This window comes from Rossellomorea sp. DA94, assembly GCF_029834455.1.
Taxonomy (GTDB): domain Bacteria; phylum Bacillota; class Bacilli; order Bacillales; family Bacillaceae_B; genus Rossellomorea; species Rossellomorea vietnamensis.
Window position 1 is genome coordinate 809,473 of sequence record NZ_CP122397.1, and the last position, 12,592, is coordinate 822,064.

Annotated in this window: 14 protein-coding genes and 1 pseudogene; 12 read left to right on the forward strand and 3 right to left on the reverse strand. The window is 37.9% G+C overall.

Annotated elements, in window-relative coordinates; translation table 11 throughout:
• The first annotated feature begins 3 nt into the window (after positions 1-3).
• The 7 genes and pseudogenes from P8596_RS04290 (at position 4) to P8596_RS04320 (ending at position 5,519) form a co-directional block, all read left to right on the forward strand.
• Entirely contained in the window at positions 4-1,899 is a 1,896-nt protein-coding gene (locus P8596_RS04290) for a T7SS effector LXG polymorphic toxin (RefSeq protein WP_279726068.1), read from the forward strand.
• A complete protein-coding gene (locus P8596_RS04295) occupies positions 1,900-2,385 on the forward strand; it encodes an immunity protein YezG family protein (RefSeq protein ID WP_279726070.1) in 486 nt (161 codons plus the stop codon).
• 346 nt (positions 2,386-2,731) lie between these two features.
• Positions 2,732-3,235, forward strand: a complete 504-nt coding sequence (locus P8596_RS04300) for an immunity protein YezG family protein (protein WP_279726071.1) — start codon at positions 2,732-2,734, stop codon at positions 3,233-3,235.
• A gap of 75 nt (positions 3,236-3,310) precedes the next feature.
• Positions 3,311-3,777, forward strand: a pseudogene (locus tag P8596_RS04305) (DUF6985 domain-containing protein).
• 69 nt (positions 3,778-3,846) lie between these two features.
• Positions 3,847-4,296, forward strand: coding sequence for an SMI1/KNR4 family protein (locus P8596_RS04310; RefSeq protein ID WP_279726960.1), 450 nt, complete (start codon positions 3,847-3,849; stop codon positions 4,294-4,296).
• Between the two features lie 163 nt (positions 4,297-4,459).
• Complete coding sequence (locus P8596_RS04315; RefSeq protein WP_279726073.1) at positions 4,460-4,834, forward strand: immunity 22 family protein; 375 nt, start codon at positions 4,460-4,462, stop codon at positions 4,832-4,834.
• A gap of 142 nt (positions 4,835-4,976) precedes the next feature.
• Positions 4,977-5,519 carry a T6SS immunity protein Tdi1 domain-containing protein gene (locus P8596_RS04320; RefSeq protein ID WP_279726075.1) on the forward strand — a complete coding sequence of 181 codons (543 nt, stop codon included), beginning with the start codon at positions 4,977-4,979 and terminating at the stop codon, positions 5,517-5,519.
• A 110-nt stretch (positions 5,520-5,629) separates the two neighbouring features.
• Here the strand turns inward: P8596_RS04320 and P8596_RS04325 are convergent, their stop codons facing one another.
• Both P8596_RS04325 and P8596_RS04330 read right to left on the reverse strand, forming a co-directional pair.
• Entirely contained in the window at positions 5,630-6,325 is a 696-nt protein-coding gene (locus tag P8596_RS04325; protein WP_279726076.1) for an alpha/beta fold hydrolase, read from the reverse strand.
• 139 nt (positions 6,326-6,464) lie between these two features.
• Positions 6,465-7,283 (reverse strand): nuclease-related domain-containing protein, encoded by an 819-nt coding sequence (locus tag P8596_RS04330; protein ID WP_279726077.1) that lies wholly within the window; start codon positions 7,281-7,283, stop codon positions 6,465-6,467.
• A gap of 94 nt (positions 7,284-7,377) precedes the next feature.
• Here P8596_RS04330 and P8596_RS04335 point away from each other — a divergent pair, with 94 nt between their 5' ends.
• Positions 7,378-8,403, forward strand: coding sequence for an HNH endonuclease (locus P8596_RS04335; RefSeq protein WP_279726078.1), 1,026 nt, complete (start codon positions 7,378-7,380; stop codon positions 8,401-8,403).
• A gap of 245 nt (positions 8,404-8,648) precedes the next feature.
• Here P8596_RS04335 and P8596_RS04340 read toward each other — a convergent pair whose 3' ends face one another.
• Entirely contained in the window at positions 8,649-8,909 is a 261-nt protein-coding gene (locus tag P8596_RS04340) for a helix-turn-helix domain-containing protein (RefSeq protein WP_279726079.1), read from the reverse strand.
• A 256-nt stretch (positions 8,910-9,165) separates the two neighbouring features.
• On the opposite strand from P8596_RS04340, the gene P8596_RS04345 reads away from it, so the two are divergent.
• The 4 genes from P8596_RS04345 to P8596_RS04360 all read left to right on the forward strand — a co-directional run bounded on the left by P8596_RS04345 (position 9,166) and on the right by P8596_RS04360 (position 12,587).
• Positions 9,166-9,489, forward strand: coding sequence for a nucleoside triphosphate pyrophosphohydrolase (locus P8596_RS04345; RefSeq protein ID WP_279726080.1), 324 nt, complete (start codon positions 9,166-9,168; stop codon positions 9,487-9,489).
• Positions 9,490-9,555: 66 nt separating this feature from the next.
• On the forward strand, positions 9,556-10,419 hold the full coding sequence (locus tag P8596_RS04350) for a phosphorothioated DNA-binding restriction endonuclease (protein WP_279726961.1): 864 nt from the start codon (positions 9,556-9,558) through the stop codon (positions 10,417-10,419).
• A gap of 538 nt (positions 10,420-10,957) precedes the next feature.
• Positions 10,958-12,241 carry a restriction endonuclease subunit S gene (locus P8596_RS04355; RefSeq protein WP_279726081.1) on the forward strand — a complete coding sequence of 428 codons (1,284 nt, stop codon included), beginning with the start codon at positions 10,958-10,960 and terminating at the stop codon, positions 12,239-12,241.
• Positions 12,228-12,587, forward strand: coding sequence for a hypothetical protein (locus tag P8596_RS04360; protein ID WP_279726082.1), 360 nt, complete (start codon positions 12,228-12,230; stop codon positions 12,585-12,587). Before P8596_RS04355 ends, P8596_RS04360 begins: the two co-directional genes overlap by 14 nt.
• The last annotated feature ends 5 nt before the right edge of the window (positions 12,588-12,592 follow it).

Here is a 12,592-nt window from a genome sequence, read left to right on the forward strand (position 1 = left end):
TCTATGAAAATATTAGATGTTGACGGCTTTCAACATGGAATAAAGGAGATAGAGGAAACCCTTTCCTCTCAGAAAGATCAGGTACAACAGATTGAAAGAGCCGTTCAGGACGTGGTGAATCTGGATGATGCGTTTAAGGGGGAAGGTGGGAATGCGATCCGGGATTTCTACCGGAGTCAGCACCTCCCCATGCTGGAACAATACCAGTTGTTTTTATCCGACTATCAATCCGTCATTCGGCAGATGAAGGAGGCACTTGATCACGTGGAGCCTTCGCCTGACGGGTTCATGAGGCAGAGCTTTCTGGACAACGAAGTGGAAGAAGGTCTTCACCGTGCACGGCGGACAACGGTGGAAATGACAGGTGAAGCCAATGCTACCATCAGAAGTGTATCAGACATCGTATCGGTGCCAAGAATCCAGGACTGGTCGTTTTTACAGCAGGTGACCCATGCCCAGGAGGAAAAAGAACGCAGCCTCCGAAAGCTGCATGAGTTTGACCATACTCAAACGGCTTCCCTTGCGCCCCTCGAAGAACAGGTACACTCCATGACGCAGCAAATCGCTCGGCTCCAAACTGTTTTTCAAAAAGGAAAGCTTGATATAATAGAGAAGAAGGCTCATCAGGAAGACTCATCGTTTTTATCCAAACTATCCGAGTTTGCCTCGGTCATGGCCAAAAATAAAGTATCCGAGTTTCTTGGGACCGTGGAAGGAGCCCTGTTTGCGATTGTGGATATCGTCAGCGATCTCGTCGACACGCTGATCGCCCTGTTCACCGATCCCGTCGGATTCTTCAAAGGCATCATTCATACCGTCCTTCACCCCATCGACACGGCGAAGTACATATGGAAGGACCTGAAACAATCCTTTGAAGAAGAAGTCGTCAACGGAGACGTGCGAAGCCGGGCGAGATACTTTTCCTACGCGGGAACATACATCGCCGCGTCCATTTTCGGAGCGAAAGGTGTAGACAAAGTCGGCAAGATGGGCAAAGCCGGCAAAATGAGCTCCAAGACCGACGTTCCCTACAATGTTATGACGACAGCCAAAATTAAATCCTTCATTCACAACGGAGTCAAAAGCACCTTCGGAAAAGTGGAGGACACCGCCCATCAGCTACTTTCTTCCCGAACCGGAAAAAGGGCACTGGGACTGAACGCTTTTTCCGGACATCTTCAAGAGCTATTCAGGAAAACAAAAAACGTCTTAAATCCGAAGAAAGTGAGATCGGTGATGGAGAAGACGTATCAAAAGGTGGTTGCCGGTCCGATTTCGGGGGTGACTCAGTCGGAGACTTTCTCGAGGATGGGGAAGGTGTTGTTGAATGAGGATGGGCATGTGGTGGTTTCTGGGAAGAGTGAGGTTCGACGGGTTGAGACTAAGGGTACGGTTAATACTAGTACGGCTGTCGATGATGTAGTTAAAGATGGTAGTCACTTTTTAGATGAATTTAAATTGAAACCTAATGTAAAATATGAAACGAATGGATATCGATATCAAACAGATGACCTAGGTAGAATTGAGAAAGCTTCTGGAGAATTAACGTTAGAGATGGGAGAACGTAATAGTAAGCATCAGTTAGCTGCTGGAGAGGAAGACCGAGTTAAAGCTCCGAGTACTCAAGGAGATCATGGCGGACATTTAATCGGTACGCAATTTAATGGATCTCCGCTTATTGATAATATAGTTGCAATGAATGGAAATGTTAATGTAAGTGCTTATAAAAAATTGGAATCTGCTTGGGCAAAAGCCTTAAGAGATAAGCGGGAAGTTATAGTTGATATTAGACCTGTATATGAAGGGAATTCTGTGAGGCCGGTTCGCTTTAACATAAAATATAGAATTGATGGAGAAAAATTTAAAGCTAGTTTAAAAAATTTATATGGAGGAAAGTAAATGAATACAGAGAACCTGGAAAGTATTTATCAAAAAGTAGCTATACAGTTAAACAGTATTATTCCAGAACCATGGGAAAAAATAATGGTTTATTCAGAAGTATCTGAATATAGTGATTCGACGGTATTTTTCTACTATCCAAAAAATAAGCAGGAACCGATATACAGTTTAGATATTGAAGATATGGAAGGGATTGACGAAGATGAGACTGATCGTCAATTAGATATTCTTGACAGTATCTTTAGAGAGTTATGGGAAGAATTTAAAAGAAATAAACAGGAACCTTGGACTAACTTAACATTTGAGTTATATTCCACTGGTAAGTTTGATATTGAATTTGATTATACTTTACTAGAGAATGAAAATGGTCATAATCATTATGAAAGATTAATAATATGGAAGTATAAAAAGTTAGGAATATCCCCTGATGAAAAGAGAGAAAGGGATGTGGAACTAATTAGAGAATATATTAATACACAAAATTGATCTTTACTAGAGTTATAGACATAAGGTGTTTGAGAATAAATACTCTATGATCGTTGTCTCATCTTAGAGTACTAGGTGCAATGATAGAAAAGAATGTGAAGTGCAAGCTTATGCGAGATGACATTTTAATGGACATGAATTTAGGGTAAGTCCCCCGTCATACTAATGCATTAGTATGACGGGGGACTTACTGCATTATATTAGAGTTTCTTTGGAACATGGAGAAAGCATTTTTGCAATGAACGATCTCGTCAGCAATCTCGTCGACACATTGATCACCCTGTTTAGGATTTTTGAAAGGCATCATCTATACCATGATGGCATTTAATCCAGGAGGTTGCAATTCATGAGTTTTGAATTAGAACTAAATCGTTTATACACACAAATTGCTCAGCAAATTACTGATATGATCCCAACAGAATGGGAGAGTTTTAGTTTTAATGGAGAAGTGACAGATGAATCAGGAGGGGTCTTCTTCTTTTTTAATCCTAGAGATGAAAAGCACCAGATTTATTCGCATGAAATTCCGGAGTTATACAGTGTGGATAAGAAGGTGTACAACAAGGAATTAAATCGATTATTTGAATTATCTGTTGAGCTTCAAAAAATCTTTATTGAAAACAACCAAGAACCTTGGTTTTCAGTCACTCTATTAGTCAATGATGCAGGTAAGTTGAATGTGCATTTTGATTATACAAATTGGCATAAAAGCGAGTTTGGTCCGACAGATAGAATAGAATACTTTGAGTATAAATCCTTAAAGAATGAAGAGGTAGATTTAGATAAAGTGGAGAGAATGCAGAAATATGAGAGGGAATCAGGCATGTATAACCGGAATGATGGCAACTGATTTCGTGCTTCTTTTTCCTTTGGCTACAAGCTTTGAACTAGGAGCCTTTGCCAATTTGCAGATAGGAGGTAAAGCATGATGATAAAAGATGCAATTTTCGGAGAACTTGAATATGATTTTGGTTGGTCGAGAGTCATCACGTTAGATTTCTTTGGGATTAAAGCTGAAATAAACCTTTTGATAGATGGTGAAGAGGATGGTCAGTTTGAGGAGGGGCAATATAAAGCATACCAATCGTTATTGACAAGTTGGTCTGATATACACCCGATATCTTACATTCCATAGCAAGCTATTACGTACAAAAGAGAAAAGACATGGGTTTTAATTTGCTAGTAAATGAATATTATCCTGAAGTTGAGAAAGCTGCTCAACTACTTGAAATGGTGAGATTGGACGGAATTGTTGTTCCGTACGCAGATATTTCTGCCGAAAGGCATATTGGAATCACATTTACCTGTACGTGGGATATCGAAAATGGAGTAGGACTGCGTTTGTTAAATGAAAAGGTAACAGAAGTTGGTTACCAGGACGTTGCCATTTAAATGATTGAATTTATTAGTTTAAAGGAACGACATGTATATATCCCATTGAAACTAAAGGAGGCATTCAAAATAAATAAACAGGAATTAACCCATTTTATTCAAGATCATATGGAGCCTGATGATTTCACAGGAGGAGTAGAGGAAAGACAGATCGATCATGTACAAGATACCTTAAAGTTAAAACTGCCAGAAAGTTATAAGTGGTTTTTAACTAACTTTGGTTCTGGTGGATTATATGGTGTGAATATTTTAGGAGTTGCCAAATCTTATACTCCTACTGTTGTGATTGAAACGAAAAGGTATCGGGATCTGGGAATGAGTGAAGATTTAATCGTTATTGAAAGCATGGATGAGTATGCCTATTGTTTAAATGCAGCCAATATGGAAAATGGTGAGTGTCCAGTCATAGCTTGGAATCGGAATGGCGGACTTGATGACTACAACACCGCTGATCATTTTTATGAATTTTTATCGAATAGATTATTAGATGCTAAAGATGCCTGGGAGGAGGGTTTCTAAGCGAGGGCAGCATAGGTGAAATTCCTGTAGTATCTAGAAATCCAAAGAGGAATTAATCTTCCTACATTAAAAGGGAATGTTGATAAAAGAATCTATTAAAATGATAATTGATAAATGTGATTTGGTCTCTTTCCATTAAGTCGGGATTAAGGAGGATACTAAATTGGAAAAACAAGGCTGGGTTTCTATTTGGTTAGGCAATATGGATGGACAAGACGCGATCGAAGAGTATGTAAATGTAACATATGATGAGGATGGAGAGTCTGTCCCATCGAAATTCTATAATGATTTTAATATTGATATGGACGAAATGGATGAAGATAAGTTAGAAAAAGCTGTCTATAAAAGTCGTTCAAGTAATATGGTTACATTATTAACCGGGTGTTCCTATGAGGAAATAATCGTCCCGCAAATGAAGGGAGAAAGAAATTTCAAAAAATCATATAATGCTGTCATTCTTTTATATGATTTTGATTATAACGAATTAATTACCTCAATGGGTGCTTTTGAATTTATTACTTCTATAAGGTACGAATGAAAATTTCTTTACAGGTGTTGGACATTTGGAAAGTAGCTTCTTTTAAAACATGCTTCCGAACTAAGTGATTCAATTCTTAGATAATTTATTCGAGGACATTGAAAAATAGCTATCTAATTATGAAATGAATAAGGGGAACTATATGGAACAATATTTAGAAGATTTTAAGTTGAATACTAACGTTCCCAATGAAATTATTGAGAAATATAGAAACCAGGTTCCTAAAGAGATGATAGAATTCTGGAGAAATTATGGATTTGGTACATTCATGCAAGGATATATGAAAAGTGTAAATCCAGACGAATTTAATGAGATTCTGGTAGAAAGTAGCCAAAGATATCAGAATTCAGTAGTGTTGTTTGCTACTGGTATGGGAGATTTAGTCATCTGGTCAGATGGTTATGTTAGACTGATTAACTACAGATATGGTGCAGTTAAGACCATTATGTTTACTTTTGAATTCTTCTTTCAGAATATCAATGATCCGGAATTTCAAGATGAAGATTTATCTTGGCAGCCTTATCCCGATGCGATTAGAACATACAGTGTCCCTGACTATGATGAGTGTTTTGGATATACTCCTTTACTAGGGTTAGGTGGAAATGAAAAAGTAGAAAACTTAAGCAAAGTGAAATTGAAGGAACATATTCTTGTGATTACTGAATTTATGGGACCAGTTCAGTAAAAGGGTCCAATATCCTGATTTAATCTAACAAAACACTTGCTTGTCTTATGGAAGCAAGTGTTTTTTAATTTGTGGTTTCAAACACACTTATAGCCAAGGGACCTGCCCCTCTAGTTCACCTCCGCAATACTACTAATAAACTCCAGGGTCATTCGATTAAACATCAATGGATTTTCCATGTTGGCTAAGTGTCCGCAATTTGGAATGATTCTTGGTGTGATAAGGTTGTTCAACGATGATAGATGGTGGACCGAATCCACTTCATGTTTTTCGTTTCCACCATTTATGAGTAATGTAGGGATAGTTAACTTCTTTATTTGGTCATCAGATACTGCCGGATAATGATAAGTAAAGCACTTCACCACCTTGTGTAACGTGGTATCCCAACGTGGGCCATGGAGAAGAAGATAGTCTTTCGCTACTTCAGGTGCTTCTGCTTTGATGTTATGTAAAAAATGATATTGTCTTTCCATGATGGCGTGCATGTCTTCGGGGATGCTTGGAACATAGCCTGTCAGGACAATTCCTTTTGTCAATTCGGGATATCTGATTGCTGCATGCAGGGCAAAACTTGCTCCCATCGAAAGTCCAATCAAGATACCAGGCTCTCTTTTCCTGAGTTCACTTATAAGCCATTCAAGTGTTTGCTCGAAAAAGGGATCATCAGCATCTCGGCTATTCTGACCGTGTCCCGGTAAATCAATTGGAATTACAGTGAATTCCTCTCGTAAAGGACCTAATTGCTCCTTAAAATGTATTTCTCCCGTCCCCATTAAACCATGAATTAAATAAACATTCATTGCCATTTTCTCCACTCTCCTCATTCATTTATACCGTATATACTAAGTTTATAGAGTGAAGCCATTGTTGATAATGAGCCTGAGGTGGACTTTGGTGTAGGTCTTAAGACTTATGGGAGGAGAGGGGTATGTCCCTTGGCTTTGTCTACTTTCCAACATTCTTCTGATGCTCATAACAATAAATCTTCCCTTTAAAAGCACGATTCGATAAACAATACCCCCTAACTTTCTCAGACACAGGCTTGTTGCAAATCGTACAAGTACCACCAGAGCTAGCCTTTTCATCTAATGCATGCTTATGTTCTTCTCTAATGTGGAGGTCTGGAATATTTGCCTCTAAAAATGTATGGTAGATGGTTGAGATCTCACTTTCATTTAAAAGAGGTTCTTTATGCTGGATTTTCAACACCGACAACTTCCGGTGAATAAACTCGGACAACTCAATGTCATACACAATCAATTCATTAGAAGCGATCTTACGATAATCCGAATCCACTTTAAAAGTAGATCGCTTTGTAAAAGAAACCATCGATACAAAACTATCATGGTACTTCTCATCAATTAATGAAGAAAGTGCTTTAATGTGACCATAGTTTTGTACAAAAGGGTTCATCATTTTGAACTTTCCATTGACCAGCCACGTGTTCCGATCTTTCCCACCATAGATGGTCCCCTGATAGTTTTTCGTTTCAATAGTAAAGATCGCGTACGGAGTGATCACCACATGGTCTATTTGAGAATAGCCGAACTTCGCTATTGGATTGGGTATAAGGAGATCGCTTAGGTGGCGGTAAGACTTGGGCAGTTGATCTAGTTGGATATCAATTTTGTATTCTCCTAGTTCGCCTTTTCTTGTGGCGATTTGTTCATTGGTTCTTGTGGGATTTGTTGGTGCGTTAATAGTAGCTTGTTTTGGTTTGGGTTCACTTTTTTTCTTCTTTAAAAAGTTTAAAAATAATAGCATGAATTTCTCCTTGGTGGTTTGATATACTTAGTATCGTACATATATATGGAAATTTTAACCGCTATTAAGTTCAGAATAATTAAGGAGGCAACCAATGCCAACTCCCATTACCATCAGGAAAAATGAGCAATTATTATACGAAGCTACCAATATTCAAGAAGCTGCAGGCTACCTTGCTGATTATCTCAATATAAAGAAGACAAAATGCTATGATCCCATCGAGAGAGGATATGTGTACAATATTCCCTACCATTTCAAAAGGGACGAATATCGTTTTATAACACCACTAGAGATCGCTGCTAATCGTCGCCAGGAATTAGAAGATAGAGACCATAAAAATGCCCGCCGTATTTGGCTGGTACCGGCGAATCCAAATGAATATGACTTAGAGAGGGCCTTCACCCATTATGAAGCGCTGGACTGGAAACGTTCCTTCAACTATGAAAATGGTGATATTTTATTTTTGTATGTTTCAGGTAGTGTCAAAAAGGTCAGGTATAAGGTGGAAGTTATAGAGGGATTGGTTCAAACGGATGATACCATTTATGATCAGTCGTTTTGGGTAGATCAAGAGAAGTATGATCAATCCATTGGTGGAGACAAGACGCGTGTCCGCTTGGTGGATGTGGTTGATACGGATGGTTTATCACTTTATCAATTAAGGGAGCATGGGTTGAAAGGGAATATCCAGGGCTCCATGAAACTTACCGATGAGCTCCGTGACTACATCATGTCGTTCTTTCAGGAGGATTTGTCTGCTGAAATCTACCCTGATGAAGTGCCGGAAATGTGGGAAGGGGAGCAGAGAACGATTACGGTTAATTCATATGAACGCAATCCACTTTCTCGTAAGCAATGCATCAATCATTATGGTGCCGAATGCCAGGTATGTAAGATGAACTTTGAAGATACATATGGGGAAGTGGGGAAAGAGTTCATTCACGTACACCATATTAAACCCCTACATGAAATTCAGAAGGGCTATCACGTGAAACCGAAAGAAGATCTTATTCCTGTATGTCCGAATTGTCATGCGATGCTTCATAGAAAAGAGGATGGAGTGTATTTAACGGTAGAGGATTTGAAAGAGCGTCTTGGAATGAAAATAAGCACCTTATAAATAGAATAACAAAGCCGCAGCTTACTCCCGACGTAAGTTGCGGCTTTCTCTCTTAGCTAACTTTATAACTTCCTTCACATCCGAACCCCTATAAACGGAAGTCCTCCTATTATGATCTGTAAAATATATCTCCCCATAATCATGCTCACGGGAAAACCCAACAATCATAAAATTATATGTGTGCTTCCCTTTTAATAGAATCAATTCTTGTTTCTTGATGGTAATCCCCCCAATTAACTACCAAGTCACTCTTTTGGCTTATTTGCTTTTTTTATTCTATCAATTTCCTGAAAAATCCGGTCAATACTAATTCCAGTATTATTATGTATTCTGCTTAGTGTTAGTGAGGTTGGAATACTTTCTCCTCTCTCGATCCTTCCGTAGCCTTCTTCAGACATTTTAGTGATCCAGGCAAACTCAGCCTGGGTCATATCCATTTCAATTCTTCTTCTTCTCAGTAGTTTCCCCAGTAATTCCGCAAAAGGTTTATTATCTTCTTTTACCAAAGGATTCTCCCCTTTTTAGAACCATTATCAAATTGGGGAAATCCATGTACCACGAACAATAAGTAGGGTTATTACAAATTATGTAAAATATATTAAATTTATTTTTGTCACTGGTTATTTCAAAGGGATTTCTATATTCAGATGCCTCATAGGGATTGAGAATTGGTAAGAAAGTAACTGATGTGCCCATCTTTCCTCTATGGACTCCATATAAATGTTAAAATATAGATAATATAATCCATAGGAGGTCACCAACATGCCGACCTACAACAAGTTAGTACGGGATAAAATCCCACAGATCATTGAAAGTAAAGGTAAGGAGTTTTCAACAAAGATCCTTAACGATGAAGACTACATAAAGTACTTAAAAGAAAAAGCTTATGAGGAACTTGATGAATACTGTGCGGCTGAAACGGATGGAGAAGCTGTGGAAGAGCTTGCTGATTTGCTGGAGGTTATTAGGGCTTTGGCTAAGCAGCATGGATCTACGTATGAAGAAATAGAAGCAGTGAGGAAAGATAAGGCTGAGAAGCGTGGGGGATTTAAGGGTAAGATGTTCCTGATTGAGGTAAAGGATTGATTCATTGGAAGTTCCAACTTACCTATTATATAGAAAGAAATAAATCTCTATGAGTGGTGGAAAATGATGAACAGCTTTGAGTTAAAGGAAAGAATTAATAACCTGTCCATATGGAAGAAAGGTGACCAGAGAGCTCCCCATAAGCCACTGTTAATCTTGTTTGCTTTGGGGCAGCTACAAGCAGATAAACCCAGATTCTTAAGTTATGAGGTTACAAGGGAGAAGCTGACAGAACTGCTGAGGGAATTCGGACCGCTCAGGAAATCTTATCATCCCGAAGAACCCTTTGTACGTTTAAAAAGGGATGGGATATGGCTTCTGGATAAAGAGGCAAATGCAAAAAGTCCGAGTAATCGGCAATTACTGGAAGATGAAGTTGCTGGGGGGTTCACCCCGGAAGTATTTCAGCTTCTAAAAAATGACCCCAGGCTGGTCCTAGAGATTGCTCATATTATATTAGACAGTCACTTTCCAGAAACGATCCACCAAGATATCTTAGATGCGGTTGGACTGGACTTCACAGTTTATACGAAAAAGAAGAGGGATCCGAAATTCAGGGAAAAGATTTTAAGGGCTTACGGGTACAGTTGTGCCGTTTGCGGTTTTAATGTAAGACTAGCCCATACACTCGTGGGAGTCGAAGCGGCTCATATTAAATGGCATCAAGCCGGTGGTCCGGATAGTGAAGAAAATGGAATAGCTTTGTGTTCTTTGCACCATAAGTTGTTTGACAGGGGAGTATTTACTTTGACTCCTGAACGGAAAATGGTGGTGTCTCAGGATGCTCATGGGACTCATGGGTTTGAAGAGTGGTTGATGGGGTATAATGGTCAGGTGGTTCGTGAGCCTATTCAATCGTATTATTATCCAGATCATTCTTTTTTGCGTTGGCATGTTAAGGAGGTTTTTAAAGGATACGATTTAAAATAGGTGCAAAAAAATGAGGCTGAGACAAAAATGGTTTCAGACAAACGAAATCCGAAAGAGTAGTTTAGTAGAAATCTAACTCGTTCGGATTTTTTGTATTTATTGATATAGCTTTATCCAGGTGTTTAGGAGTTTCTAGCTCTTGCACGGAAATCGGGCAGCGATGTTAAAAGTAATCCTAATAGGATAGAGGTTGTCCGTCTTTAGAGTGAGTGGATTTAGTTATGTCCCAGCATCTTTTTTTTGATTTAAACAATATATTTTAGTTACCTTTATCAGTCATTAACAAACTTATTTCTAGCACTGTTATTCCTGGGTACGATGATTAAAAAACCGACTGTGGAACTTCTCTTCTAAGTTATAGAGTGAAGTTCCATTGTTAACTATATAAACTTGTTTAAATACTCTACTTGGTTCTTATAACAGTTTACTATTGTGAAAAAGAGAACGGAATGAACAATTAAACATTCTCTTGTTTACAACATATGTAAAAATGGTGTAAGTTAGAGGTGGTAGCAACAAATTAATAATAAAAAGTGTGGTGAGTTCTATATTTCAATACATAGAGCCTTTAAACATAAATAACGATAGATTAGATCCTCATTACTATGAAATAAAAGAGAAAATATATAATCATATAGGGAGTGTTAATTCAGTTCAACTTTCAGACCTATGTGAAGGCATATCTGATGGTACTCGTAATGCTAAAGATTTTTCTAATGAGGGGATACCATACATTAAAATTTCAAACATAAATAACAAAGAAATCCAATTGACTAATGTATCTTATTTAACGAATTACTTAGGTGTTGAATCGAAAGCTATTATCAAAAAAGGCGATATACTCATTTCTAAGGTAGCTGCTATTCCGAAGGTGGCTATTGTTGGTGAGGAAGTCGAAGGTGCTATCATCAGTCCGGATTTATTGAGGTTAAGACCGAAAAACTTGAAAGCAAAAGACATAATTTTTAATTTTTTAAATACTGAATTAGGTCAACTTTCATTAAAACTGGCAGTTACTCCCTCGGTTATACCGAAAATTTCTATTAAGGAAATAGGTAAAATGTTAATTCCGTTAGATGAGCAATTTACTAATACATCTAAGACCCTAGATTCGGAACAAGTGAATTATAAAAAGCAGCTAGAAAGCTTTTATAACGTTGACAAAAGTCGTTATTTAGAAGTCTTTCAACCAAATCCAATATGGGTATCTGAAGACTTGTCCCCAGATAGATTAGATTTTCTATACTACCAACAACGTAAAACAAGGTTACATAAGGATTTCATAGAAAGATTAAAAATTGAGGAATGGGTACAACTAAATGAGGTTGTTGAAATTGTTGATAGAACAATAAGTCCTTCTGAGTATAAAGATCAAACTATCTCGTATATCGGTATAAAGAATTTGAATCGTGAAAAATGGATAATTCGGACAACTGATAAAGTTCCTTATAAAACGGTTAGGAGCCGAGCGCGCTATGAATTAAAAGCAGGGGATATATTGTTAGGAGTTATCGGTACGAAGATTGGTGAAAAGGAGCAACCACTTGCAATCGTTCCAAACTATTTCGCAAATTCCATAGCGTCAAATGTATTTGTAGTTTTAAGGACTTATTATTTACCGAAACGATATATACTTTGGTGCCTAACCCATCCATTTGTACGTTTACAGTTGCGAATCAAGAGTAGAGGCGGAATACAGCCATTTCTATCAATACATGACTTGAAACAAATTCTTGTTCCGAGGTTACCAAATAAAAAAGTAATAGAAATTGATAGTATCTTAGACCGTTATCAAGGAGGTGATCATCTTGATATTTCATGAATACCTAACCACACCAAAAACAACAGAACAACTAGTAAATATTGCAAAAGAGCATGGATTGAATTGGAATGAGGACCAAGTAAAATTATATAACTTGCTTGATCCTACTATATATGAAACAAAATCAGGTAAATGGGCTGTTAAGGTAGATGACCGTCGCCATACCATATTAGCGGCTATTGAAAAAGCATTAGAAAAACGCCCGATGACTAAGATTGACCCAAATATTATTGAACAGTTACCAAGTGATATGATTGTGCCTCATAATGAGGTAATTGAAGTGGCTGTTAGTACAAGACGTTATGAATCACCTAGAGAAAATATAATCCGAGTGAAGCGAAAATAGGGAGG

Coding starts and splice junctions, on each gene's coding strand:
- P8596_RS04290 (WP_279726068.1), top strand. CDS start 4: ATGAAAATATTAGATGTTGACGGCTTTCAACATGGAATAAAGGAGATA.
- P8596_RS04295 (WP_279726070.1), top strand. CDS start 1,900: ATGAATACAGAGAACCTGGAAAGTATTTATCAAAAAGTAGCTATACAG.
- P8596_RS04300 (WP_279726071.1), top strand. CDS start 2,732: ATGAGTTTTGAATTAGAACTAAATCGTTTATACACACAAATTGCTCAG.
- P8596_RS04320 (WP_279726075.1), top strand. CDS start 4,977: ATGGAACAATATTTAGAAGATTTTAAGTTGAATACTAACGTTCCCAAT.
- P8596_RS04325 (WP_279726076.1), bottom strand. CDS start 6,325: ATGGCAATGAATGTTTATTTAATTCATGGTTTAATGGGGACGGGAGAA.
- P8596_RS04330 (WP_279726077.1), bottom strand. CDS start 7,283: ATGCTATTATTTTTAAACTTTTTAAAGAAGAAAAAAAGTGAACCCAAA.
- P8596_RS04335 (WP_279726078.1), top strand. CDS start 7,378: ATGCCAACTCCCATTACCATCAGGAAAAATGAGCAATTATTATACGAA.
- P8596_RS04345 (WP_279726080.1), top strand. CDS start 9,166: ATGCCGACCTACAACAAGTTAGTACGGGATAAAATCCCACAGATCATT.
- P8596_RS04350 (WP_279726961.1), top strand. CDS start 9,556: ATGAACAGCTTTGAGTTAAAGGAAAGAATTAATAACCTGTCCATATGG.